Consider the following 24,695-nt stretch of genomic DNA (forward strand, 5'->3'; position numbering starts at 1 on the left):
ATGCCGGCCGCGCCGGCAGGGCGACAGGACGGGCACGCGCGAGCGGCGGCCGCACGCTCCGCCGTGCGCGTTGCGTGGTATCGCATCGTTGCCGCGTTGCGGGACCCGCGACGCCGGCTACCGGCCGCCGCCGCGACGTGTGCCGCCCGTGCCTGCGGCCGGACGCCACGCCGGCTGCGGCAAAATCCTGTACATTGCGAGCCTTGTTCAGCCACCTAGACGGACCGATTGCCGTGGCCCTGTTTTCTTCCGCCCGCCCGCCCAGAACCATCCTCGTCGCCGCGCCGCGCCGTATCGGCGACGTGCTGCTGACGACGCCGCTCGTGCGCTCGCTGAAGGCACGCTGGCCCGACGCGCAGATCGACATGCTGGTGTTTCGCGGCACCGAGGGCGTGCTCGAGCACAACCCCGACGTGCGGCAGGTGATCGTCGTCGCGCAGCGCGCGGGGTTCCGCGAGCGGCTGCGCGACGCGCTGTCGATGTGGCGCCGCTACGATCTCGCGTGCGCGGCACTGAGTTCCGACCGGCCGCGCTTCTACAGCTGGTTCGCCGGCCGCAAGCGGGTCGGCCTCGTCGATCCGAATCGCGTCACGTGGCTCACGCGGATGATGCTGAACGGGATCGCGATCAATCACCACGAGTCCGCGCATACGGTCGTCAGCACGCTGGCGCTCGCGCCGGTGATCGGCATCGAGCCGGTGTCCGAGGTCGTCGCGCCCGGCATCGGCGACGATCCCGCGCGGCGCGCGCGCTTCGACGCGTGGCTCGCGGAGTCGCCGGCGATCCGCGACGGCAAGCCGCTTGTGGTGCTGCATCCGTATCCGATGTTCCGCTACAAGCAATGGCGGCTCGACGGCTGGGTCGAGATGATCGAATGGCTGCGCGCGCAGGGGTTCGCGATCGCGCTGTCGGGCGGTCCCGCCGATCGCGAGCGCGAGTACGCGGAGCAGGTCGCGGCCGGGGCCGGCGGCGACGTGCTGAACCTGGTCGGCCGCCTCACGTTCGGCGAAAGCGCGGAGCTCGTGCGGCGCGCGCGGCTGTTCATCGGGCCCGACACGGGCGCGACGCATGTCGCGGCCGCGACGGGCACCGACACGATCGCGCTGTTCGGTCCGTCCGATCCGGTGCGCTGGGGGCCGTGGCCGCAGCACTGGCCCGCGACCGAAAACCCGTGGGCGCTGCGCGGCTCCGCGCGGCACGGCAATGTGTGGCTGCTGCAGGGAGAGGGCGATTGCGTGCCGTGCCGGCACGAGGGCTGCGAGCGCCATGTCGACAGCCATAGCGACTGCCTCGTCAATCTCGGCGCGCAGCGTGTGAAAGCGGCGGCGGCTGAAATGCTCGGGCTGAATCCGCCGGGGGCGGCGGACGCGATCATCGACACGTCGCGGCTGCATCGCACGCGACCGGACTGACGCGCGCAACGCGCGGGTTCCTGATCTGAACTGAAAAGATGGCGGTTGCGCCGCGACGCGGCGCACGCGCGCGGCCGCTCGTCGGAGTCGGAGTCCGGCCGCAGCGCGTGTGCGCCGCCGCCGGGGGCGATCCGGCGGCAGGCGGCCGCGCGTACCGCGCGCCGTCCGCCGGTCTGTCCGTGGCGTGTTACGCGCTGCGCCGGATCGCCGACGTCTCGCGCGGCAGCGCTTCGCCGCGCTCGCTGCAGCCGAGCAGGATGCCCGCGAGCAGCACCAGCAGGTGCCCTTCGGCGAAATCGAGCAGCAGCGAATTCGCGAGACTGCCGATCGCGAAGATCGCGAGCCACGCGAGCAGCAGATTCCGCGAGCGCGGATCGAGGTCGCGGCTGCCGCGCGCGATCTGCACGATCAGGTTCACGAACAGCACGAAGCCGAGCGTGCCGAGCTGCACGGCCATCAGCAGGTATTCGTTATGCGGATTCGACGTGAGCTGGCCTTCGGCGGCCGTCTTGCCGGCCGTGAGCTTCTGGAATTCGAACTCGAGGCCGCCCGAGCCGTAGCCGAGCACGGGGCGCTGGCGATATAGCTCGAGCCCCTTCTTGTACCACTCGAGACGCAGCCCGGTCGATGTGATCGCATCGGTCTGCCGGTACTGCTGCACTTCCGACACGACCTTCACGAGCCGGCCGTTGTGCACCGTGCACGCGGCCACGACGAGCGCGGCGCCGGTCAGCACCAGCGCGCCGGCGGCGAGGCCCGCGCGCAGGGCCGACTGGCGGCGCAGCAGCAGCACGAAACGCACCGCGACGACGAGGATCAGCAGCAGCGCGATGACCTGCCCGGTCCGACCCTGCAGCATCACGAACACGTTGATCAGCGACCACGCGGCGACAGCGGCATACGCGGCGCGCGACAGCGCGGTGCGCGCCGACAGCGCGAGGTCGGCTGCCTGGTAGAACAGCAGCGCGCCGAACATGCCGGCCGCGATATGGTTCTTGAACACCCACGCGCGCGACAGCGGCAGCTCGGTCGGGTACGCGGGCCCGATCGCGGTCAGCCCGAGGTAGTTGGTCGTCGACAGCAGCAGGATCACGCACAGCGTGCCGAACCAGCAGCGCCGCACGATCGGCGCCCAGTTCGAATGGCGGAACGCGAGCAGGGCAAACGGCAGCAGCAGCAGCTTGTCGTACTTGGCGACCCAGTTCCACGCCTTCGGGTGCGGCGCGACCGTATACGTGACGCTCGCGGTCAGCGCCGCGAGGATCAGGAGCGCCGCGAGCGATGCCGGTTCGGTGACGAACGAGCGCAGGTCACGCCAGAATTCGGGGGAGATCATGAGCGCGGCCGCGAACAGCCCGCAGAAGACGTTGGTCAGCGCGGTCGAGACGGGCACCATGCAAAGCGCGATGACGGCGAATGCGCGGGCCGCCGTCAGGCGTCGCGTGGCGGAAGCGGAAAACGAAAGCATCGGAACCTGTCGAATGGACGAATGCGGCATGCGGGCACCGTGCTGCGCGCCGCGCGCCCGGCGGGAGTGCCCGGGGCGAAGCGCGCAGTATACGCGAAGCCACGGGCGTTTCCGTGACGTTTCCGGGGTCCGATCAGCTGAATGCGCGCTTGATCCGCGAGCGCAGCAGCGCGCGCTTGAGCCGTCCTTCGACGGCCGGCGTGTCGAGCGCGAGGCGCGAGCCGGCCGGCTCGCCGCGATGCAGGTAATAGCGGTCGAACGTGGCCTGGGTCATGCCCCATTTGTTGAGGAACTGGCGGCGGCCGTCGTTCTTGACGATCTTGCCGGTGCTCTTCTGCTGGAAGTGATAGACGAGGCTGTCGCCGACGCCGAGGAAGATCCGGCAGCCGGCGTCCCAGAATTTCATCGAGAAGTCGTTGTCGCTGCTCATCCCGGGCGACAGTTCGCTGCTGTAGCCGCCGATGCGGTTCCACCAGTCGCGGTGTACGAGCGTCGGCGGCCAGGTCGAGCCGAGCCAGTCCGCGCGCGCGAGCCGCGGCGTGGCCGCGACGAGGCCGGCCGCGTCGAACTGATCGGCATCGCGGCCGAAGTTGCTGACGACGACGCACGGGTTGCGCGTGTCGACCGGCTCGACCATCGTGCCGGACAGCATGAAGAGGTCGGTCGGCATCTGCTCGATGCGTCGCACGAGCGCCGCGTCCCAGCCGGGGCAGCAGTACATGTCGTCGTTCATGTAGACGACGTAGTCGCGCGTCGCGCGCGCGGCGGCCAGGTTCACCGCATGGCAGATGCCGATGTTGGCCGGCGACGCGGTGTGCTCGATGCCTTCGCTGCGCACCCAGTCGAGCGTGCCGTCCGAGCCGTCGTTCACGTGCACGATGATCTGGTGGTCGTAGGCGGAATGGCGGCGCAGGCTGTCGACGACGAGCTTGAGGTACGGCAGGTTGTTCCAGGTCGGGATGATGATGGAGAACATGGCGGTCGGATTCGGTGGTCGTCGTGTCGGCGGCGCGTGGCGCGGCGCCGTGCTCGGGCGCGTACGGCGCGCGGGCAGCCCGGCATTGTAACGCCGGGGCGGCCGCGTGCCGGCGGCGTGAGGGTGGGGCGTGCTCAGCGGGCCGGTTCGTGGCCGAGCTTCAGGAACCGGTAGTAGACCGTCTCCGCGTTGAATACGGCGATCATGAAGCCCGCGCGGCCGTCGAGAAACCCGCGCCGCAGCAGGTAGGTCCGCACGAACGCCCAGGCGCCGCGCGCGAGCGCCTTACCGAAGCCGCCGCGCTGGCCGGCCGCGCGGCGCTGGCGCGCGCCGGCCGTCGAATACGCGTCGAGCTTGCGCACGACGGTTTCGAAGTCCTCGTATGAATAGTGCATCAGCTTGCCCGGCAGCCGCTGCGCGGGGGTGTCGAACACGAGCCGTTCGTGCACCAGGTCGTCGGAGAAGCGCGCGGTGCCGCGCCGGAACAGGCGCGGGACCCAGTCCGGATACCAGCCGCTGTGGCGGATCCACTGGCCGCAGAAGCTCGACAACCGGTCGAGCGCGTAGACCTGCGCGGCCGGCGCGCGGATCGCGGCGCTGATCGACTGCGCGAGTTCCGGGCTGACCACCTCGTCGGTGTCGAGCGACAGGATCCAGTCGGTGTCGAGCGCGTCGAGCGCGCGGTTCTTCTGCGGGCCGAAGCCCGGCCAGTCGCGCTCGACGATCACGCGGGCGCCATGTGCGCGGGCGATCTCGACCGTATCGTCGGTGCTGCCGCCGTCGATCACGACGACGTCGTCGGCGAAGGCCAGCGCGTCGAGGCACTGCGCGAGCCGCGCGGCCGCGTTGAGGGCGATGAGGGCGACGCCGAGGGTGGGTTCTGCCATGAAATCGTCGAAAAGGCGGAGAAAACGGTGAGCGGCAGTATACCCGCGCGCTGGCCGGCGGCCGCTGCGGCAACGGCCGTGCCCGCGGGGCGGTGCAGCTATAATGTTGGGCCTTTTTCGGCACCCGCCGGACGGCGGCGAATCCCGGGCAGTCACGCTCAGGGCGCCGTGTCGCGGCTCAAGAAGGATTGCCTTGGAAACCCAGAACACTCTTCGCAAACCGATGGACGGCACCGGTACGTCGCCGGTCACGGTCCTCAAGCGCCTGTGGCCGTACATCCGGCCGCTGATCGGCATCGTGCTGCTCGCCGTGATGACGATGGGCGTCGTCGCGGCCACGGAAGCCGGGATTCCGGCGCTGCTCAAGCCGCTGCTCGATCACGGCTTTGGCTCGCACGGCAGCGACCGTGCGAAATGGTACGTGCCGATCGCGGTGATCGGCCTCGCGCTCGTGCGCGGCGTATCGCAGTACGCATCGAACTACCTGCTCAACTACGTCTCGAACCGCATCCTGCTGCAGTTGCGGCTCGAGATGTTCCAGCGGATGCTCCACACGGGCGCGTCGTTCTTCCAGCGCGAGACCGCGAGCACCGTGATCAACGCGATCGTGTTCGAGGTCAACCAGATCCTGTCGGTGCTGACCGGCGTGATGGTCACGCTCGTGCGCGACTCGCTGACCGTGATGTTCCTGCTCGGCTACCTGTTCTACCTGAACTGGCGGCTCACGCTGATCGTCGCGGTGATCCTGCCCGGCATCGGCTGGCTCGTCAGCAAGATCAACCGCCGCCTGCGCCGCCTGAACCGCGAACACCAGACGCTCACCAACGAGCTGTCGTACATCGTCGAGGAGACGGTCGGCGGCTACAAGGTCGTCAAGGTGCACAACGGCGAAGCCTACGAGATGGACCGCTTCACGCAGATGAGCAAGCGCCTGCGCGGCTACGCGATGCGCATGACGATCTCGGGCGGGCTCGCGCAGCCGCTGACGCAGTTCCTCGCGTCGATCGCGCTCGCGGTCGTGATCACGATCGCGGTCATGCAGTCGTCGAACGACCAGACGACGGTCGGCGGCTTCGTCGCGTTCGTCACGTCGATGCTGCTGGTGATCTCGCCGCTCAAGCACCTGATCGACGTCAACCAGCCGCTGCAGCGCGGGATGACGGCCGCCGAGCTGATCTTCGGGCTGATCGACGAACCGGCCGAGCCGCAGGGCGGCGGCCGGCCGCTGCCGCATGCGCGCGGCGAGATCGAATTCCGCAACGTGTCGTTCGACTACGGCGCGGCCGAGCGGCCGACGCTCGACCGTATCTCGTTCAAGGTCGCACCCGGTGAAATGATTGCCCTCGCGGGCCCGTCCGGCAGCGGCAAGACGACGCTCGTGAACCTGCTGCCGCGCTTCTTCGACCCGACCGACGGTGCGATCCTGGTCGATGGTGTGCCGGTTGCCGACTACGACCTCCACGCGCTGCGCGGCCAGATGGCGATGGTCAGCCAGGACGTCGTGCTGTTCAACGACACGATCGCCGCGAACGTCGCGTACGGGCAGACGCCCGACCGCTCACGCGTGCAGGCGGCGCTCGAGGCCGCGAACCTCGCCGACGCGGTCGCCGCGATGCCCGACGGGCTCGACACGCTGGTCGGCGGCAACGGGATGCGTCTGTCGGGCGGCCAGCGGCAGCGGCTCGCGATCGCGCGCGCGATCTACAAGGACGCACCGATCCTGATCCTGGACGAGGCGACCTCCGCGCTCGATTCGGAATCCGAGCGCCACGTGCAGGCCGCGCTCGAGCGGCTGATGGAAGGGCGCACCACGCTCGTGATCGCACACCGGCTGTCGACCATCGAGCGCGCGGACCGGATCCTCGTGCTGGAGGCCGGCAAGATCGTCGAAGAAGGCAGCCACGACGAACTGCTGCGCCACGGCGGGCTGTACGCGCACCTTCACCGGATCCAGTACCAGCAGCAGGCGGCGTGACGCCGGGTCATGCCGGCGTGCTAGTCTTGACCGCGCAGGTCCAGTTGTTTCCGGTTCGACGTGACAACACGGAGGGAAGGACAATGAGGAAGATGCACGGGATGATGCTGGCCGCGCTGATCGCGGCGGGTTTCGCGGCGCCGGTCGTCATGGCGCAGGATCACGGCAACTACGACGACCGCGGGGACCACGGCGAGCACGGCGGCCCCGGCATGCAGCGCGGGCACGGCCCGAAGCACATGCCGCCCGGCCAGGCGATGCATCGCGACGACGACGTGCCGCAGCGCTGGGCCGACCAGCCGCGCCGCGACTGGCACCGGGGCGACCGGCTCCCGAACGAATTCCGCGATCGCCAGTACGTGGTCGAAGACTGGCGCGGCTACCATCTGAGCGCGCCGCCGCGCGGCTATCAATGGGTCGGCGTCGGCGGCGACTACCTGCTCGTGCAGATCGGTTCGGGCATCGTGCTGCGGGTCGGCCCGTAACGCTTGCCGTCGATCATCGATTCATCCGGCTGCCGGGCGTGCGTCCCGGCGGCCGCGTCACTTGTCCGCCGCCCGGCGGAACCAGCGTCGCTCGATCCGCGCCATCGCCCAGCACACGGCCAGCGCGCATACGGTGCCGAGTGCAACTTCCCCCAGCCGCATCAGCGGAACGTCCCATAGCGGGCCATTGCCCGGAAACAGCAGCACGATCGTCGCGGTCACGCCGCCGAGCCGTGCCGCGCTGCCGACGTTCAGGCACCAGCAGCTGACGATCACGACCGCGACCGTGATCGCATACGCGACCAGGCGGTCGCCGCCGAGCGCCGCACCGGCAAAGCCGACCAGGCCGCCGATCATCGCGCCGACGAACTGGTCGCGCGACAGCGACATCGTGTCCGAGTAGTTGTGCTGCGTGACGGCGATCGCGGTGATCGCCGCCCACACCGCCTGCTCGGTATGCAGCGCGCGGCCGATCGCATACGCGAGGCACGCGCCGCAGACGGCCTGCAGCGCCATCAGTGCGCCTTGCGTGAGCCGTTCGGCGAAGGTCAGTCCCTTGAACAGATCGAAGATCGACTGCTGAATCTGCTGGCGGGCTTCGTTGAGTGTCCGGATCGTATTCATCGTGAATGGGCCTGGAGGCGGTGCGGTGTGGCGGTCAGCGTGCCTGCTCGGGTGATGCGGCGGCAGGCTCGGCGGGGGCCGCGTCGCCGTTCTCGACACGCGTTTCGGGCATCACGAGCCACACCAGCAGCACGGCGAGCGCGCCCGCGCCGGCGAGCCCGAAGAAGCTGATCGCGTTGCCGAAGTGATCGGCGACATAGCCGGCCGCGGCCGTGCTGAGCGTCGCGCCGATCCCGGCCGCGAGACCGAACAGCCCGATGCACAGGTTGTAGCGGCCCTTGCCGCCCGCGACGTCGGCCGCGATCAGCGGCAGCATCACGCCGAACACGGCCGCGCTGATGCCGTCGAGCATCTGTACCGGTACGAGCAGGTACGGGCTGCTCACGCCCGCGAACAACAGCGCGCGCACTGGCAGCGCCGAGAAGCCGAGCAGCAGGATCGGCCGGCGGCCCCAGCGTTGCGCGGAGCGGCCGACCCACGGCGACAGCATCGCGACGATCGCCTGCGGCACGATGATGCACGCGGCGATCACGAGCTGCACGTTCTCGCCCATCCCGGCCGTCACTTCGCCGGCCGCGAGGTTGAGCATCGCCGCGTTCGACAGGTGGAACAGCACCACGCATGCCGCGAAGATCAGCATCCGGCGATCGCGCAGCAGCTCGAGCAGCGTCTCGCGGTGCTCGCCTTCGTCGTGATCGTCGGGGGTGGACGACTGCGGGATCACTTCGTGCGTCGGCTGGATCATCGCGAGCGCGAACAGTGCCGGCAAGGCCAGCACGGCGGTCAGCCAGAACACCGCGCGCGCGGAGAAATACTCGCCGGTCAGCCCCATCAGGCCCGCCGCGACCGCGCTGCCGATCGACGCCCAGCGCGCGTTGCGGCCGAGCCGGTCGCCGAGGTCGGCGCGGCCGACCAGCGAGAACGAGATCGCCGCCATGGCTGGCACGAGCATGCAGCTTGCGAAGCCGTGGAATACCTCGGCCGCGATCACCGGCACGATCGTCGGGCTCGACGCGAGCAGTACCGCGGACAGGATGATGGCCGCGATCGCCCACGCGGCCGCGCCTTTCTTGTTCTTCAGCGCATCGACGGCCGCGCCGCCCGGTACCTGGCTGACCATCGCGCTGATCGTGCCGATCGACAGCACCATGCCGATCTCGCCCTGTGTCCACTTGTGCGACGCGAGGTAGGACGCGATGAACGGACCGAACCCTGTTTGAACGTTTGCAACGAAGAAGTTGAGCCAGTCGAGGGACCGGAGACTGCGTACGCTGACGGAATGCTTGATCGTCATCGGGTCGCACTCGCAGACGAAGCCGGCGCCGGTGCAGGGGCAACGGGCGGGTAGACCACGACGATCGGCTTGTCGGCCGCGTAGGGCGGCGACGCCTTGATCTGTGCATCGTTCAGGTCGAGCTGCGGATGCAGCGCCTTGTCGCGCGTGACGAAGCGCAGCGCGCCCCAGCTCGCGGCGATCGAACGGCGGTCGGTATTGACGAGCCCGCCGAGGTCGAGCACGACAGCCTGCGGCTGCGCGGCGCGGTCGATCAGCACGTCGACGATGCGGCCGATCTTCGTGCCGTTCGGGCGCTCGACATCGCTGTCGAGCATCGGCAGACGCGTCTCGGGCGACGCCGCGGCCGAACCCGACAGCGGCACGGCCTTGGGCCGCGCGGCCGGGGGCAGGTCGCCCGACGGCACGTCGAGCACGATCGGCTCCTGTTTTCCGCCCGGCGTGAAGCGGAACACATTCCACGGGAAGATGACCTTGCGGTCGCCGACGCCCATGAAGCCCTGCAGGTTGACGATCATCTCGCGCGGCTTGCCGCTCGCATCGGCCACCATGTCGACCGCGCGGCCGATCACCTTGCCGTTGCGGCGCGCTACTTCGCTGTCGAGCAGCGCATGGATCTGGGTGCGGTCGAGCGGGCGTGTCGCGACGAGCGGGGCGGGCGGCGGAGGCGGCGGCGTCGGCGTTTCGGGACGCTGCACGGGCTTCGGCCGCGTCACCTCGCGGTGCGGCTTTTTCGGCGCTTCCGGTTCTTCCGGTTGCACGAGCGGCGGCATGGGCGGCATCGTCAGCGGTTCGCCGGCGGTTTCCTCGACCGGCTCGACGAGTGCCTCGCTGATCGGTGCGGGCGGATTCTGGGTCGGCAGCAGTCCGCAGCCGGACAGCAGCGCGCAGGCGGCGAGAATCAGGAAGACCGTCGACGACGGAAACGACATGCGGGATGCGGGAAACGGAAGTCCGCCGCTCATTGACACTCACTCCATGGGTCGGGGGCGGGCCCGGAGGCTCGCGGCTGGCGATGGATGGCGGGTGCGGGCGGCGCACCACGCGAGGTGAGAGTTTAACGTGTCTTCCTTTCAGGACCGATTTCTGCGACGGATCGGGGGGCGTGACAGCGGGAAAAGGGCGCGGATCGATCAGGGCGGCGGGCGGAATGGGGGCGCACCAACGGCCGCGGCGCCCGACCGTCGACGACGGGGCGGGCGCCGCACGGGCCGCGTTGCGTTACTTGACCAGCGCGCCGAGCGTCGTCGTCACCGGTGCGAGCAGGCCGCCGCCGGTCTTCGACAGCGTGCCGCTGCCGGTGCCGCCCGTCAGGCCGCCGACCGGTGCGCTGCCGGCCGTTCCCGTCACGGCGCCGACCGCCGACGTGAGCGCGCCGGCCGGGTTGCTGCCGCCGGTCGTGCCGCCGAGTGCGCCGGTCGAAAGCAGCCCTGTCACCGGAGCGAGCGGATTCGTCGCGGCGGCGCCGCCGCCGAGCAGCGCCGTGCCCGCGGTCGCGACCGTATTGCCGGTCGCGGTCACGACGTTGCCGACACCGGCCGTGACCGGATTGTTGCCGGTCTTCGCGAGCGTCGTGCCGGCGTTCGCGACGCCGTTGCCGACCGTCGTCACGAGGTTCGTCAGCGGCGCGCCGAGCGGCGTGCTCGCCGCGACCGTCTGCGTGACCGAGCCGACCGTCGACGTGATCGGCGTGATTGCCGAGCTGGCTGCGCCCGTCACCTGCGCGACCGGGCCGCTCGACAGTTGGGTGCCGAGCGTCGCGCCGCCGCCCGCGATCGTGTTGCCGAGCGTCGTCACCGCGCCGCCGACCGGTGACGTGACGGGCGCGAGCGGCGCCAGCGCCGAACCGCTCGCGCCGAGGCTCGACACGACGCCGCCGGTCGCGGCGACTGCCTGGCCGAGGTTCGTGACCACGCCGCCGGTGCTCGCGACCGTCGTGCCGACCGGATTCGACGACGCGCCGAGCTGGCCGAGCCCCGAGCCGAGGCCGGTGCCGAGCGTCGTGACCGCTGCGCCGACGTCCTGCACGACCGTGCCGAGTCCCTGCGTCGTCGCCGCGTTCGTGCCGGGCAGCGATTGCGCCGCGATCGTCGTGCCAACGCCCGATACGGCGCCGCCGGCGGCCGTCACGATGTTGCTCGACGCCGCGCTCGTCTGGCCGACGCCATTGGCCGAGGTGCCGCCGGAGCCGTTGCCCGTGCCGCCGCTCGACGCCGTCGTGGCGCCGGACCCCGATCCGGAGCCGCCGGTGCCCTGGCTCAGCGTGCCGGAGCCGCTGCACGCGGCCAGCGACACCAGTGTCGCGACGCCGGCCGCGATCATGATCATTCGGAGTCCTGCCTGATGGATGGTTGGCTTGTTCATGTCGTCCTCGTCTCGATTATGGAAATGGGTCAGGCGGCCTTCGAGTGCGCCGATGGCTCGTCGCCGCGGAAGAGAGGCGGCGGGCGGATCGCTGTTGTCTCCCTGATTGACCTGTCGCCGCGTCGCGTGTTCGCCTGTACCGGAACCCGGAGCGCTTGCAGGACGAACGATTTGCATTCTTTCGTCTGGCTTGCCGATCGTGCCGGAAATCACCGGATTCGTGTGATCAGAGTAGGTCCGCCGGCGCGAGCCGTCTTTTAATGATCGTTAAATTGAAGTAAGCGTCCGATTCACTGCCGGAATCGGGGTAATCACGGTGGACGCGTGGCGAGGCACGTGATTGGCGCGGGATGTGCGGGCGTGGGGAAGGGGGAGGGAAGGGACGTGCAGGCGGGGCAGCCGGTGCCGGCCTGGCCCGCCATGTTGGCGGGCCGGCGCGGGCGGCTTGCCCGGGGTACGGAGCAACCGGCGCGTCAGGCGTCCGGATACCACGCGTCGGTGAATTCGCTGACCCGGACGTCCGTCAGCTCCGGCCGTGCGGCCAGCCATCCGCGCACGCTTTCGCGGTCGGCGTCGGTCGTCGTGCCGCGCGGTGCGCCGGAGATCACGTATGCGCCGATCCCTTCGTCAGCGGACGCGACGGTCAGCAGCCCGTTTGCTTCGACGAAATCGATGAACGCGTCGATCAGCTGGCCGCGCTCGAGGTCGGTCAGCTCGTTGCGGTATTGCGCGGTCGCGTTGAACGCGAGTTCCTGGAACTCGGCGATGTGGAGTTTCTTGCGCTGGCGGCGGTTGTGGCGTTGGCTCATGGTGTGCGATGAGTGAATGTTAGGTGGGAAAGGATAGCGCGGCGGCCGGTGCTGGCACGATGTCGACGTGCCGCGCAGCCTGAGCACGCAGCGAGTGGGCCGAGCGTTGCGCCGTCGCGATATCGGTTTGTCGCGCGGTTGATCATGAAACCATTGTTAAACAATCGATCGACCGGGTTTTCTCGGCGTGGCTTAGCCCGGCGGGTCATCGCGCGTATGACCCGAATGATACAGGGATGGCGAGCCGCTTCGGCTTTGCCAAGGTCGGCGGCTATTCGAACAACAACGAGGGCCGTATGTCGGACGCATCGCAATTCGTACAATGGTCATGTCGATCTCAAGCCGGGGGATCTGTTTTTCTGGATCGCGGTCGATGAGATCCAGCGGCGCGTCGGGCTCGATGACCTTGCAGCTGCTTCGGCCATGTTGCTGGGTCAAGCCGATGTGCCGGCATCAGGAAAATTCGCTGCGGCGACCAAGGGCACATCGGTCGCATCAATTGCTGCGTTCAAGCTGTTGCCGATTCAGATGAGAATGCGATTGCCAATGATCATGTCGGTGGGCGCTCAGGGCGTACGTATCGCGTCCACGCGGAATCTCGGTGTATCGGTCGGCCGAACCACCCCCGTGGTCGGGCAGATGTTCTTGGCCGCCGACGCGGCCGTAATCATGTTCAACACGGTGCGTCGCTACAACGCCGTCGTCAAACTTGAAAACAGGGCGTTCTGATCGTGTCCGCCGCTAGGTGGGAAACGCTGGCCGCATTTGCGCGCGAAGAGCTCGGTCGCCCGTTGTTCGGCGGCCAATTGCGAATCGAACCGTCGTCACGTCTCGAGGAGGATCTGCGCGTGACGGGAATCGATGCAATCGAATTCATCGACAAATGGGCCGAAACGTTCGGTGTGAATGCTGCCGAATTCCCTTACGACCGCTACTTCGGCCCTGAAGGGCAGGAGATGGCGACGACGTTTCTCGCGCTGTTTTCCGAGCGTGACCGGAAGCGACCGCGTGTGCCCCTTACCCTCGGCATGCTGGAATAAGCAATGCGCATCGGCCGATGGGATACGGACGCGATCGAGAGCGTTGCACGAGACCAGGTCGCCCGTGGGAAATGAACAGCCGAATCGGCGAAATGTAAAAAGCCCGCTTGCTGTCGCAAAGCGGGCTTCGATGTTTGGTTGCGGGGATAGGATTTGAACCTATGACCTTCGGGTTATGAGCCCGACGAGCTGCCAGACTGCTCCACCCCGCGACACGAATTATAGTGGCACTGCTGCGGTGCGTCAAACGCTCAGTGACAAAAGTTGAACTCAAGCGGCCGTGCTTCGCTCGCCAAGGGCGCTTACGTTGCGCGAGCCCTCGAAGCTCGGCGTGCCAACTGATATTTTGTTCGCTGCCCGCGGCAAGGGTTGGGGGGCGATCTGCCTGTTCGGAGATCGCCGTGGATGACCCTACATCAGCACGATGTCGTACTGTTCCTGGCTCAGGTTCGACTCGACCTGCAGCGACACCGGCTTGCCGATGAAGTCGATCAGCATCGCGAGATGCTGCGACTCCTCGTCGAGGAACAGGTCGATCACCTGCTGCGCGGCGATCACGCGGAATTCGCGCGGGTTGAACTGGCGCGATTCGCGCAGGATCTCGCGCAGGATGTCGTAGCACACGGTACGAGACGTCTTCACCTGGCCCTTGCCCTGGCAGGTCGGACACGGTTCGCACAGCACGTGCGCGAGCGATTCACGCGTGCGCTTGCGCGTCATCTCGACGAGCCCGAGCTGCGAGAAGCCATTGACCGTCACGCGCGTGCGGTCGCGCGACAGCGCCTTCTTCAGCTCGGACAGCACCGAGTCGCGATGATCGGCGTTCTCCATGTCGATGAAGTCGATGATGATGATCCCGCCGAGGTTGCGCAGCCGCAGCTGCCGCGCGATCGTATGCGCGGCCTCGAGGTTGGTCTTGAAGATCGTGTCGTCGAAGTTGCGCGCACCGACGTAGCCGCCGGTGTTCACGTCGATCGTCGTCATCGCCTCGGTCTGGTCGATCATCAGGTAGCCGCCGGACTTCAGGTCGACGCGGCGCGACAGCGCGCGCTGGATCTCCGTCTCGATGTTGTACAGGTCGAACAGCGGCCGCTCGCCGGTGTAGTGATGCAGCTTCGGGCTCACCGCCGGCGTGAACTCGCCCGCGAATTCCGCGAGGCGCTGGTACGTCTCGCGCGAATCGACCTGGATGCGCGTCGTGTCGTCGTTCGCGAAATCGCGCAGCACGCGCTGCGCGAGGTCGAGATCCTGATACAGCAGGCTCGTCGCCGGCAGCCGCTGCGCCTGCGCGACGATGGTCGCCCAGGTCTTGCGCAGGTAGGTGACGTCGCCGGCCAGTTCGTCGGAGGTCGCGTCCTCGGCGATCGTGCGCACGATGTAGCCGCCTTTCTCTTCCGCCGGGATCACCGCCGTCAGGCGCGCGCGCACGGCCTCGCGCTCGGCCTCGCTCTCGATCTTCTGCGAGATGCCGATGTGCGGCTCCTGCGGCAGATAGACGAGCGTGCGGCCCGCGATGCTGACCTGCGTCGACAGTCGCGCGCCTTTCGTACCGATCGGGTCCTTGATCACCTGGACCATCAGCGTCTGGCCTTCGAATACGGTCTTCTCGATCGGCTGGTGCGGCGCGCCCGACTGCGGCTCGCCTGCGAGGCGCGGATGCCAGATGTCCGCGACGTGCAGGAACGCCGCACGCTCGAGCCCGATGTCGATGAACGCCGACTGCATGCCGGGCAGCACGCGCACGACCTTGCCGAGGTAGATGTTGCCGACCCGCCCGCGCGACAGCGTGCGCTCGACGTGAAGCTCCTGCACCGCGCCTTGCTGGACGAGTGCGACCCGCGTTTCCTGCGGCGTGAGGTTGATCAGGATTTCTTCGTTCATGGTGAGATTCAGAAGGCGACGCGCGCGGTGCGCAGCAGCGCGGCAGTCTCAAAAAGGGGCAGACCCATGATACCCGAATGGGAGCCGTCGATTCGCTCGATGAATTCGGCCGCGCGCCCCTGGATCGCGTACGCGCCGGCCTTGCCGAACGGTTCGCGGGTGTCGACGTAGCGCTCGAACGCGTCGCGCGGCGCGGCCGAGAAGCGCACCGACGAGCGCGACAGCGCGGGCGGCAGCAGGGCGCCGTCGGCGCCGATCACGGCGACCGCGGTCAGCACTTCGTGCTCGCGGCCTGCGAGGCGGGTCAGCATCGCGAGCGCGTCGTCGGCATCGGCCGGCTTGCCGAGGATCGCGCCGTCGATCGTCACGGTGGTATCGGCAACGAGCACCGGCGCGGCCGGCTTGCCGCTCGCGACGAGGCGCGCACGCGCGGCCTCGGCTTTCGCGACGGTCACGCGCTGCACGTACGCATCGGCGGCTTCGCCGGGCAGTTCGGCCTCGAGCGCCTCTGCGTCCTCGTCGGGGCGCGGCAGCAGCAATTCGAAGCGCACGCCGATCTGCTGCAGCAGCTCCTGGCGGCGCGGGCTTTGCGAAGCGAGGTAAAGGGTCGGGAAAAGCGCGGGGGGCGTGCTGGACGGCATGGTGTCGTTATCTCGTTGAGCGCGCGCGGCGCGCGTCCCGAGGACGACGCGTCATGCGCGGTGGTAGGGGTGATTCTGCGTGATGCTCCACGCCCGGTAAAGCTGTTCGGCGAGCAGCACGCGCACCATCCCGTGCGGCAGCGTCATGCTCGAGATGCGCAGCAGCACGTCGGCGCGCGCTTTCAGTTCCGGATCGAGCCCGTCGGCGCCGCCGATCACGAACGCGACGTCACGGCCGTCCTGCTGCCAGCCGGGCAGCGCCTGCGCGAGCTGCATCGTGGTCCAGTCGCGGCCGCGCTCGTCGAGCGCGACGATGCGCGCGCCCTTCGGCAGCGCGGCCTCGATCTTCTGCCGCTCGGCCGCCATCACGCTTTCCGCGCTGCGGCCGCCCGAACGCAGTTCGGGCTTGATCTCGCGCAGCTCGATGCGCAGCTCGGGCGGCATCCGCTTCGTATATTCCTCGAAACCGGACGCGATCCAGCCGGGCATCTTGTGGCCGACCGCGAGGATGAAAAGCTTCATCGGGACGACTCGCGACGACTCAGCGGCGGCGGGCCGCCGTCTTGCGCGCCGGGCGGGCTGGCGCTTCTTCCTCGTCGTCCTCTTCTTCGCTGGCGGTCGCGAAGCCGTTCGCGCCCTTGCCGCCGCCGAGCTTCATCCGCACGGGCTTGTCGCCCCAGATTTCCTCGAGGTTGTAGTACTGGCGCAGGGCCGGCTGCAGGATGTGCACGACCGCGTCGCCGCAGTCGACCAGCACCCATTCGCCGGTGTCTTCGCCCTCGGAGCTGACGATGTCGCCGCCGGCTTCCTTGACCTTGTCGCGCACGCTCGACGCGAGCGCCTTGGTCTGGCGGTTCGAGGTGCCCGAAGCGACGATCACGCGGTCGAACAGTTCGGTCAGGTGGCTGGTGTTGAACACCTTGATGTCTTGCGCCTTGATGTCTTCGAGTGCGTCGACGATCACGCGCTGCAATTTGCGGATATCCATGGAATCAGGAATGGTAGAGACGATGTTGAAGAATATAGGCCCAGACGGCGGCCGGCACATGCTCGGCCGACGCATCGGGCATTTGCGCATGACGCGCGATGCATTCGCGCAGATGCGCACGGATGTCGGTTGCGGCGATATCGAACGCCAGTGTCGTGTCGATCAGCAGGTGGCCGGCCGGCGTGGCTTTCAGCACGTCGGCGCCGGCCTGCCGCCGCGCGATTTCCTGCGCGACGTCCGGCGGCGCCGCGCCGAGGTCGAAACCCGGGCGCGTCGACGCGCAGACGTGCGCGTAGTCGAACAGCTTGCGCCAGTCGCGCCAGGTGTCGAGCCGCACCAGCTGGTCGGCGCCGATCAACAGCGACAGCGAAGCGTCGGGGCCGATCCGCTCGCGCCAGCGCGCGAGCGTCTCGACCGTATACGTCGGCCCTTCGTGCTCGATCTCGTCGGTCGCGACGGTGACCGTCACGCCCGGCAGGGCCAGCGAGCCGGCGGCGGCGCGCGTCATCGCAAGCCGATGCTCGGCGGCCGATACGTCGCGCTTCTGGTACGGCTGCCCCGCGGGCAGCAGCGCGAGCTCGGTCAGGCCGAGCACGTCGGCGAAACGGCGCGCGAGCGCGAGGTGGCCGTCGTGGATCGGGTCGAACGTGCCGCCCAGCAAGCCGATGCGACGTAACGGCGGGCGCGGCTGCGGGGCGGGGCGGGCGGTGGTGTCCAGAAAAACGTGTCCTGTTGTTGGGGCGGCGGCGGGCTCAGACCCAGTCGCGCGGCACGAGGAACTCGCTCAGGCGCGCTTCCGGCGAGCCCGGCTCGGGCTGCCAGTTATAGCGCCAGTTCGCGACCGGCGGCATCGACATCAGGATCGACTCGGTCCGGCCGCCGCTTTGCAGGCCGAACAGCGTGCCCCGGTCGAACACGAGGTTGAATTCGACGTAGCGGCCGCGCCGGTAAGCCTGGAAGTCGCGCTCGCGCTCGCCGTACGGCAGCTCGACACGGCGCTCGACGATCGGCAGGTAGGCGTTCAGGAACGCATCGCCGACGCTTTGCATCATTTCAAACGATCGTTCGAATCCAGGTTCGGAGAAATCGTCGAAGAAGACCCCGCCGATGCCGCGCGTCTCGTTGCGGTGCTTCAGGAAGAAATACTCGTCGCACCACGTCTTGAAACGCGGATAGAGCTCGGCGCCGAACGGGTCGAGCGCGTCCTTGCAGGTCTGGTGGAAATGCCGCGCGTCGTCCTCGAACCCATAAACCGGTGTCAGATCCATGCCGCCGCCGAACCAGAAGATGGGCGCTTCGCCCGGCTTCGTCGCGATCAGCATCCGCACGTTCATGTGCACGGTCGGGCAGTACGGGTTGCGCGGGTGCAGCACGAGCGACACGCCGAGCGCCTCGAAGCCGCGGCCCGCGAGCTGCGGGCGCGCCGCGCTCGCCGACGGCGGCAGCGCGTCGCCCGCGACGTCGGAAAAGCCGATCCCCGCGCGTTCGAACACGCGGCCGCCTTCGAGAATCCGAGTGCAGCCGCCGCCGCGCAGGCGCTCTTCAGGGCCGCGTTGCCACGCGTCGGTCGCGAGCGGCGTGCCGTCGAGCGCGCCGAGTGCGTCGGCGATGCGTGTTTGCAGGCCCTGGAGGTACGTGCGCACGCGCGCCACGTCGTAGGTCGAATCGGTCATGTCTGGACTGGGCGCCCCCGCCGGAAGCGGGGGCCTTAAAAAAAGCATCTGCCGGGCATTCTAACGAACCCCGGCAGAGGAGGCCGCCGCCGGCGAGGGCCGGGCGGCGGTTGCGGCGTCAAGCGCTCTTGCGATTCAGCGCGCGGAAGCCGATGTCGCGGCGGTACTGCATGCCTTCGAAATTGATCTGATTGATCGTTTCGTACGCATGCTGCTGCGCTTCGCGCACCGAATCGGCGAGGCCGACCACGCACAGCACGCGGCCGCCCGACGTGACGAGCTTGTCGCCGTCGGTGAGCGTCGTGCCCGCATGGAACGTCACCGCCTGTTCGGTCTCGGCCGGGATCCCGTTGATGCGGTCGCCCTTGCGCGGCGTCTCCGGATAGCCGTGCGCGGCCAGCACGACGCCGAGCGCGGTGCGGCGGTCCCAGTCGAGCTCGACCGTGTCGAGCGTGCCCGCGATCGCCTGCTCGACGACCTTCGAGAAATCGCTCTTCAGGCGCGCCATGATCGGCTGCGTCTCGGGGTCGCCCATCCGGCAGTTGAACTCGAGCGTGCGCGGATTGCCTTCCTTGTCGATCATCAGGCCCGCATACAGGAAGCCCGTGAAGCGGATGCCGTCCTTCTCCATCCCGCGTACCGTCGGCATGATGATTTCGCGCATCACGCGTGCGTGCATCTGCGGCGTGACGATCGGCGCGGGCGAATAGGCACCCATGCCGCCCGTGTTCGGGCCGCGGTCTTCGTCGAGCAGGCGCTTGTGGTCCTGGCTCGAAGCCAGTGCCAGCGCGTGCTTGCCGTCGACCATCACGATGAAGCTCGCTTCCTCGCCGTCGAGGAATTCCTCGATCACGACGCGCGCGCCGGCATCGCCGAGCTTGTTGCCCGACAGCATCATGTCGACTGCGTCATGCGCTTCTTCCAGCGTCATCGCGACGACGACGCCCTTGCCGGCCGCGAGGCCGTCGGCCTTCACGACGATCGGCGCACCCTTCGCGTCGATGTACGCGTGCGCGGCGGCGGCATCGGCGAAGGTTTCGTAGTCGGCGGTCGGGATGCCGTGGCGCTTCATGAACGCCTTCGCGAAATCCTTCGAGCTTTCGAGCTGCGCGGCTTCGCGGGTCGGGCCGAACACCTTCAGGCCGCGTGCGCGGAACAGGTTGACGATGCCGGCCGCGAGCGGCGCTTCCGGCCCGACGAGCGTGAACGCGACGCCTTCGCTTTCCGCGAAATCGGCAAGCGCGTCGAGCGACGTGATGTCGATGTTCTTCAGACGCTCGTCCTGCGCCGTGCCGCCATTGCCGGGCGCGACGTAGACCATCTGGACGCGCGGCGACTGCGCGAGCTTCCACGCCAGCGCATGTTCGCGGCCGCCGGAACCGACGACGAGTAGTTTCATGGGATTCCCCGCAGACTAGAAAACAGGGCGGCCGGCACGCTCAGGCGCGCCGGCCGCGAAATCGGTCGGGCCGCCGCCGCGACAACGCGAACGGCGGCCGGCATCTCATTCCTCGACGATGACGGCGTTCGTATACACCTCCTGCACGTCGTCGAGGTTTTCGAGCGCGTCCAGGAGCTTCTGCATCTTTGCCGCGTCGTCGCCGGTGAATTCGACTTCGTTTTGCGGCTTCATCGTCACTTCGGCGAGTTCGGCCTTGAAGCCTGCGGCTTCGAGCGCGTCCTTCACCGCCGAGAAGACCTGCCAGTCGCACAGCACCTCGATCGAGCCGTCGTCGTTCGTGCTGACGTCGTCCGCGCCGGCCTCGAGCGCCGCTTCCATCAGCGCGTCTTCCGACGTGCCGGGCGCGAACAGGAACTGGCCGACGTGATCGAACATGAACGCGACCGAACCGTCGGTGCCCATGTTGCCGCCGAACTTCGAGAACGCGTGGCGCACTTCCGCGACCGTGCGGGTGCGGTTGTCGGTCAGCGTGTCGACGATGATCGCCGCGCCGCTGATGCCGTAGCCTTCGTAACGGATTTCTTCGTAGTTCGCGCCGTCCGCGCCGCCGACGCCGCGATCGATCGCGCGCTTGACGTTGTCCTTCGGCATGTTCGCGTCGGCCGCCTTGTCGACCGCAAGACGCAGGCGCGGGTTCGAGTTCGCGTCGCCGCCGCCGAGGCGGGCCGCGACCTGGATTTCCTTGATCAGGCGAGTCCAGATCTTGCCGCGCTTCGCGTCGGCCGCTGCCTTCTTATGCTTGATGTTGGCCCATTTCGAATGACCAGCCATACCTTTCTCCGTGCCCGGGCGCGCTGCGCGGGCGATTATGCCAATGTGTCGTTGAATCGGCGGCCGTTTCGGCGGGCGTGATGCCGCGGGGCCGCGCGTGTCGAGTGGAACGTGATTTTATCACGCGGCGACCGTCGTTTCGGGGCCGCCGCGCATGGCCGAACGCCTGGGCGAGCCGTCGCGGCGCGCCCGGCCGCGCGGGCCCGGCGGCGCCGGTGCGTCAGTTCTTGGTGCCGAACAGGCGGTCGCCCGCGTCGCCGAGGCCCGGCACGATGTATGCGTGCTCGTTCAGGTGCGAGTCGAGCGACGCGACGAACAGCTTCACGTCCGGGTGCGCGTCCTGGAACACCTGCACGCCCTCGGGCGCGGCGACCAGCGCGACGAACATGATGTTCGCGGCCGGCACGTTGCGGCGCTTGAGCACGTCGACCGCGTGCACGGCCGAGTAGCCGGTCGCGACCATCGGGTCGCACAGGATGAAGATGCGATCCTCGAGATCGGGCAGGCGCACCAGGTATTCGACCGGGCGGTGATCTTCGGCGCGGTACACGCCGATATGGCCGACGCGCGCGGACGGCACCAGGTCGAGCAGGCCGTCCGACATCCCGATGCCGGCGCGCAGCACGGGCACGATCGCGAGCTTCTTGCCCGCGATCACCGGCGCGTCGACCGCCACCAGCGGGGTTTCGACCCGCTTGGTCGTGATCGGCAGGTTGCGGGTGATCTCGTAACCCATCAGCAGCGTGATCTCGCGCAGCAGTTCGCGGAATGTGCGCGTCGACGTGTCCTTGTCGCGCATGTGCGTGAGCTTGTGCTGGATCAGCGGGTGATCGGTGATGAAGAGATTCGGGAAACGGCTGTCCTGTTTCATGACGGGGGTGCCTTGGCGGCAAAAGGGGATCGGGGGGCGGCGGCGGGCGCCAGGCCGGCTGCCGCTTATGGCCGCAATTTTACCAAGGCGCGCCGCGCGATCCGGATATTATCGACGTCTCACGACAATCCGCGCGTCGCGCACGCCCGTTCGCCTGGTCGGCGGCGCGGCCGGGCCGCGCCGGCGCGCGTCGCCATAAAGGAATCGACGATGGATCTCGGCATCGCAGGAAAGACCGCGCTCGTGTGCGCGGCGAGCAAGGGGCTCGGGCGCGGCTGCGCGGAAGCGCTGGCCGCCGAGGGCGTGAACCTCGTGATCGTCGCGCGCACGCGCGACACGCTGGAGGAAACCGCGGAAGAGATCCGCGCGGCGTCGAACGTGTCGATCACTGCGGTCGCCTGCGACATCACGACGCCGGACGGGCGCGCGACCGCGCTCGCTGCGTGTCCGCAGCCGGACATTCTGGTGAACAATGCCGGCGGCCCGCCGCCCGGCGACTTCCGCGATTTCTCGCATGACGACTGGATCCGCGCACTCGAGTCGAACATGCTGACGCCGATCGAGCTGATCCGCGCGACGATCGACGGGATGATCGGGCGCGGCTTCGGCCGGATCGTCAACATCACGAGTTCGGCCGTGAAGGCGCCGATCGACGTGCTCGGGCTGTCGAATGGCGCGCGCTCGGGGCTGACCGGCTTCGTCGCGGGGCTGTCGCGCAAGGTCGCGGGGCAGGGCGTGACGATCAACAACCTGCTGCCGGGGCTGTTCGACACCGACCGGATCGCGACGACGCTCGCGGCGTCGGCGCAGGCGCAGGGCGTGACGGTCGACGAGATGCGCGCGCGGCGCACGAAGGACATCCCGGCCGGGCGTCTCGGCACGCGCGCCGAATTCGGCGCGGCGTGCGCGTTCCTCTGCAGCGTGCACGCCGGCTATATCACCGGGCAGAACTGGCTGCTCGACGGCGGCGCGTACCCGGGCACGTTCTGACGCGCGCAGCGCCATTCACCCATACGACAACAATCGAACCACGAAGGAAACGGAGATGAGCAAACCCCGCATTGCATTGATTGCGCACGACGCGAAGAAGGACGAGATCGTCGCGCTCGCGGGCCGGTACCGCGAGACGCTGGCGCAATGCCGGCTGGTCGCGACGGGCACGACGGGCGGCCGCATCGCCGCCGCGCACGGGCTCGAGGTCGAGCGCAAGCTGTCGGGGCCGTGCGGCGGCGACCTGCAGATCGGTGCGGAACTGGTCGACGGCCGTGTCGACATCGTCGTGTTCCTGCGCGACCCGATGACCGCGCAGCCGCACGATCCGGACATCACCGCGCTGGTGCGCGCGTGCGACGTGCACGACGTGCCGGTTGCGACCAACGTCGCGACCGCGCGGATGCTGCTCGACGATCTGGCGCGGAACATGCAGGACGTTTGCTAGGCGGCCGCCACACATGAGTGCGCACGCTCGCCGCCATCTGTCGTGTGGACGACATGTGACAGATGGCGCAGAACGTTGACGGTGCCGACATAGGCGCAACATGCGATGCCCGAGATCGCGGCCGGCCGGTCATCGTAACGGCCAGAACCACACGGTGGATGCGGCCCGGTAGCAATCCGAACTGCAGAGGGCGCGAGCGCCGTCGATCAGGTCGATGTGTCCGCCACGGCCGTTCATGTAGCCGGGGATGTTCCAGAACGTCACCACGCACTTTCTGCCGGCAATGCCGGTCGTCGCGTCGTCTCGCCGGAACGCTTCAGCTCATAGGTGCCGCACGCGAGACGAACGCATGACCGCGACGGATCGGATGTCGCACCATCCGCCGGAATGCACGTCGCGTGCCGGCCGTTTTTCGCGAAAACCCTACGACCGTGAAGGGATTGCGGCGACGCCCAGCGTGACCGCGTGCGACGCGCGAAAATCACGCGCAGTGTCCCACGTCCGCATGCCTCGCCGTTCGCGGGCAGCGACGCATTTGCCGAACGGAATTTCCAGACAAACGAGGAGCGAAACGATGCCGAAAGCAATCCGATACGACCAGGCGGGCGGACCGGAGGTGATGAAGTGGGTCGACGTCGAGGTCAGCGAGCCGCAGGCGGGCCAGGTCCGCGTCAAGCAGCATGCGGTCGGGCTCAACTATATCGACGTGTATTTCCGCACCGGCCTCTATCCGCAGCCGTTGCCCGCCGGGCTCGGGATGGAGGCGGCCGGCGAGGTGACGGCGGTCGGCGATGACGTGACCGCGTTCAAGCCCGGCGACCGCGTCGCCTATGTGTGGTCGTCGCCCGGCGCGTACGCGCAGGAGCGCGTGCTGCCCGCCGATCGCCTCGTCAAGCTGCCGGACGGCATCAGCTACGACGAAGCGGCGTCGGTGATGCTGCAGGGCCTGACCGCGCACTACCTGCTGCGCCGCACGTATCCGGTCAAGGCCGGCGACACGATCCTGATCCATGCCGCGGCGGGCGGCGTCGGCCTGCTGGTCTGCCAGTGGGCGAAGGCGCTCGGCGCAACGGTGATCGGCACGGTCGGCTCCGACGAGAAGGCCGAACTCGCGAAAGCGCACGGCTGCGACCACCCGATCGTCTACACGCGCGAGAACTTCACGCAGCGCGTGAGGGCGATCACGAACGATGCGCTCGTGCCGGTCGTCTACGATTCGATCGGCAAGGACACCTACATCGGTTCGCTCGACTGCCTCGCGCCGCTTGGGCTGTTCGTCAGCTTCGGCAATGCATCGGGCCCGCTGCCGGCGATCGACTCGAAGGAGTTCTCGTCGCGCGGCTCGCTGTTCTTCACGCGGCCGACGCTGTTCTCGTACATCGCGAAGCGCGCCGATCTCGAAGCCGCGGCCGCCGAGCTGTTCGACGTGATCCTGTCGGGCAAGGTGAAGACGAGCATCAACCAGCGCTATCCGCTCGCGGAAGTCGGCCGCGCGCATGCCGACCTCGAGTCGCGCAAGACGACCGGCTCGACGATCCTCGTTCCCTGACGCATCCCTTCGTGCCGGCACCGCGCCGGCACGCACCCTCGCGGGCGGCACCGGCCGCCGCCCGTCCTGTTTCCCGTCGCTCTGAAC

Annotated in this window: 25 protein-coding genes and 1 tRNA gene; 8 read left to right on the plus strand and 18 right to left on the minus strand. The window is 68.4% G+C overall.

The window, feature by feature from the left end; all coding sequences use genetic code 11:
• Positions 1-233: 233 nt before the first annotated feature.
• Positions 234-1,412: a glycosyltransferase family 9 protein gene (locus tag GEM_RS05430; RefSeq protein WP_014896441.1), complete on the plus strand. Its 1,179-nt coding sequence runs from the start codon at positions 234-236 to the stop codon at positions 1,410-1,412.
• Between the two features lie 187 nt (positions 1,413-1,599).
• On the opposite strand, the gene GEM_RS05435 is transcribed toward GEM_RS05430, so the two are convergent.
• The 3 genes from GEM_RS05435 to GEM_RS05445 all read right to left on the minus strand — a co-directional run bounded on the left by GEM_RS05435 (position 1,600) and on the right by GEM_RS05445 (position 4,743).
• Positions 1,600-2,880, minus strand: a complete 1,281-nt coding sequence (locus GEM_RS05435) for an O-antigen ligase family protein (protein WP_014896442.1) — start codon at positions 2,878-2,880, stop codon at positions 1,600-1,602.
• A 133-nt stretch (positions 2,881-3,013) separates the two neighbouring features.
• Positions 3,014-3,856, minus strand: a complete 843-nt coding sequence (locus GEM_RS05440) for a glycosyltransferase family 2 protein (protein WP_014896443.1) — start codon at positions 3,854-3,856, stop codon at positions 3,014-3,016.
• Between the two features lie 134 nt (positions 3,857-3,990).
• Positions 3,991-4,743 carry a glycosyltransferase family 2 protein gene (locus tag GEM_RS05445; protein WP_014896444.1) on the minus strand — a complete coding sequence of 251 codons (753 nt, stop codon included), beginning with the start codon at positions 4,741-4,743 and terminating at the stop codon, positions 3,991-3,993.
• Positions 4,744-4,966: 223 nt separating this feature from the next.
• Between GEM_RS05445 and msbA the strand changes: the two genes are divergently transcribed.
• Together msbA and GEM_RS05455 are read left to right on the plus strand one after the other, a co-directional pair.
• A complete protein-coding gene (gene msbA / locus GEM_RS05450) occupies positions 4,967-6,718 on the plus strand; it encodes a lipid A export permease/ATP-binding protein MsbA (RefSeq protein WP_014896445.1) in 1,752 nt (583 codons plus the stop codon).
• An 83-nt stretch (positions 6,719-6,801) separates the two neighbouring features.
• Entirely contained in the window at positions 6,802-7,203 is a 402-nt protein-coding gene (locus GEM_RS05455; RefSeq protein WP_014896446.1) for an RcnB family protein, read from the plus strand.
• Between the two features lie 57 nt (positions 7,204-7,260).
• Here the strand turns inward: GEM_RS05455 and GEM_RS05460 are convergent, their stop codons facing one another.
• The 5 genes from GEM_RS05460 to GEM_RS05480 all read right to left on the minus strand — a co-directional run bounded on the left by GEM_RS05460 (position 7,261) and on the right by GEM_RS05480 (position 12,294).
• Complete coding sequence (locus GEM_RS05460; protein ID WP_014896447.1) at positions 7,261-7,827, minus strand: FUSC family protein; 567 nt, start codon at positions 7,825-7,827, stop codon at positions 7,261-7,263.
• A gap of 34 nt (positions 7,828-7,861) precedes the next feature.
• Positions 7,862-9,121 carry an MFS transporter gene (locus GEM_RS05465; RefSeq protein ID WP_014896448.1) on the minus strand — a complete coding sequence of 420 codons (1,260 nt, stop codon included), beginning with the start codon at positions 9,119-9,121 and terminating at the stop codon, positions 7,862-7,864.
• Positions 9,118-10,086 (minus strand): PRC-barrel domain-containing protein, encoded by a 969-nt coding sequence (locus GEM_RS05470; RefSeq protein WP_014896449.1) that lies wholly within the window; start codon positions 10,084-10,086, stop codon positions 9,118-9,120. The genes GEM_RS05465 and GEM_RS05470 overlap by 4 nt, the downstream gene beginning before the upstream one ends.
• Positions 10,087-10,342: 256 nt before the next feature.
• Entirely contained in the window at positions 10,343-11,485 is a 1,143-nt protein-coding gene (locus tag GEM_RS05475) for a collagen-like triple helix repeat-containing protein (protein WP_014896450.1), read from the minus strand.
• 473 nt (positions 11,486-11,958) lie between these two features.
• Positions 11,959-12,294, minus strand: coding sequence for a YggL family protein (locus GEM_RS05480; protein WP_014896451.1), 336 nt, complete (start codon positions 12,292-12,294; stop codon positions 11,959-11,961).
• Between the two features lie 273 nt (positions 12,295-12,567).
• Between GEM_RS05480 and GEM_RS05485 the strand changes: the two genes are divergently transcribed.
• Together GEM_RS05485 and GEM_RS05490 are read left to right on the plus strand one after the other, a co-directional pair.
• Positions 12,568-13,023, plus strand: coding sequence for an STM2901 family protein (locus GEM_RS05485; protein ID WP_041490617.1), 456 nt, complete (start codon positions 12,568-12,570; stop codon positions 13,021-13,023).
• Positions 13,024-13,025: 2 nt separating this feature from the next.
• Entirely contained in the window at positions 13,026-13,334 is a 309-nt protein-coding gene (locus tag GEM_RS05490) for a DUF1493 family protein (RefSeq protein WP_014896453.1), read from the plus strand.
• Between the two features lie 135 nt (positions 13,335-13,469).
• On the opposite strand, the gene GEM_RS05495 is transcribed toward GEM_RS05490, so the two are convergent.
• The 10 genes from GEM_RS05495 to upp form a co-directional block, all read right to left on the minus strand.
• Positions 13,470-13,546 (minus strand) — tRNA-Met (locus GEM_RS05495).
• 199 nt (positions 13,547-13,745) lie between these two features.
• The gene (gene rng / locus GEM_RS05500) at positions 13,746-15,215 is read right to left on the minus strand and encodes a ribonuclease G (protein WP_014896454.1); all 1,470 of its coding nucleotides are present in this window, start codon (positions 15,213-15,215) and stop codon (positions 13,746-13,748) included.
• Between the two features lie 8 nt (positions 15,216-15,223).
• Entirely contained in the window at positions 15,224-15,856 is a 633-nt protein-coding gene (locus tag GEM_RS05505) for a Maf family protein (protein WP_014896455.1), read from the minus strand.
• Positions 15,857-15,907: 51 nt separating this feature from the next.
• Positions 15,908-16,378, minus strand: coding sequence for a 23S rRNA (pseudouridine(1915)-N(3))-methyltransferase RlmH (rlmH, locus tag GEM_RS05510; RefSeq protein ID WP_014896456.1), 471 nt, complete (start codon positions 16,376-16,378; stop codon positions 15,908-15,910).
• A 19-nt stretch (positions 16,379-16,397) separates the two neighbouring features.
• Complete coding sequence (gene rsfS / locus GEM_RS05515) at positions 16,398-16,844, minus strand: ribosome silencing factor (RefSeq protein ID WP_014896457.1); 447 nt, start codon at positions 16,842-16,844, stop codon at positions 16,398-16,400.
• A gap of 4 nt (positions 16,845-16,848) precedes the next feature.
• Positions 16,849-17,562: a nicotinate-nucleotide adenylyltransferase gene (locus tag GEM_RS05520; RefSeq protein WP_051137965.1), complete on the minus strand. Its 714-nt coding sequence runs from the start codon at positions 17,560-17,562 to the stop codon at positions 16,849-16,851.
• Positions 17,563-17,596: 34 nt separating this feature from the next.
• A complete protein-coding gene (gene hemF, locus GEM_RS05525; RefSeq protein ID WP_014896459.1) occupies positions 17,597-18,517 on the minus strand; it encodes an oxygen-dependent coproporphyrinogen oxidase in 921 nt (306 codons plus the stop codon).
• A 118-nt stretch (positions 18,518-18,635) separates the two neighbouring features.
• Positions 18,636-19,916 carry a phosphoribosylamine--glycine ligase gene (gene purD, locus GEM_RS05530; protein WP_014896460.1) on the minus strand — a complete coding sequence of 427 codons (1,281 nt, stop codon included), beginning with the start codon at positions 19,914-19,916 and terminating at the stop codon, positions 18,636-18,638.
• Between the two features lie 105 nt (positions 19,917-20,021).
• Positions 20,022-20,750 (minus strand): YebC/PmpR family DNA-binding transcriptional regulator, encoded by a 729-nt coding sequence (locus tag GEM_RS05535; RefSeq protein WP_014896461.1) that lies wholly within the window; start codon positions 20,748-20,750, stop codon positions 20,022-20,024.
• A 220-nt stretch (positions 20,751-20,970) separates the two neighbouring features.
• Positions 20,971-21,621, minus strand: a complete 651-nt coding sequence (gene upp / locus GEM_RS05540; protein ID WP_006478229.1) for a uracil phosphoribosyltransferase — start codon at positions 21,619-21,621, stop codon at positions 20,971-20,973.
• Between the two features lie 210 nt (positions 21,622-21,831).
• Between upp and GEM_RS05545 the strand changes: the two genes are divergently transcribed.
• The 3 genes from GEM_RS05545 (at position 21,832) to GEM_RS05555 (ending at position 24,608) form a co-directional block, all read left to right on the plus strand.
• Positions 21,832-22,611: an SDR family oxidoreductase gene (locus GEM_RS05545; protein WP_014896462.1), complete on the plus strand. Its 780-nt coding sequence runs from the start codon at positions 21,832-21,834 to the stop codon at positions 22,609-22,611.
• A gap of 55 nt (positions 22,612-22,666) precedes the next feature.
• Positions 22,667-23,059 carry a methylglyoxal synthase gene (locus tag GEM_RS05550; protein WP_014896463.1) on the plus strand — a complete coding sequence of 131 codons (393 nt, stop codon included), beginning with the start codon at positions 22,667-22,669 and terminating at the stop codon, positions 23,057-23,059.
• 574 nt (positions 23,060-23,633) lie between these two features.
• Complete coding sequence (locus tag GEM_RS05555; protein WP_014896464.1) at positions 23,634-24,608, plus strand: quinone oxidoreductase family protein; 975 nt, start codon at positions 23,634-23,636, stop codon at positions 24,606-24,608.
• Positions 24,609-24,695: the final 87 nt, after the last annotated feature.

Source organism: Burkholderia cepacia GG4 (assembly GCF_000292915.1).
Classification (GTDB): Bacteria; Pseudomonadota; Gammaproteobacteria; order Burkholderiales; family Burkholderiaceae; genus Burkholderia; species Burkholderia cepacia_D.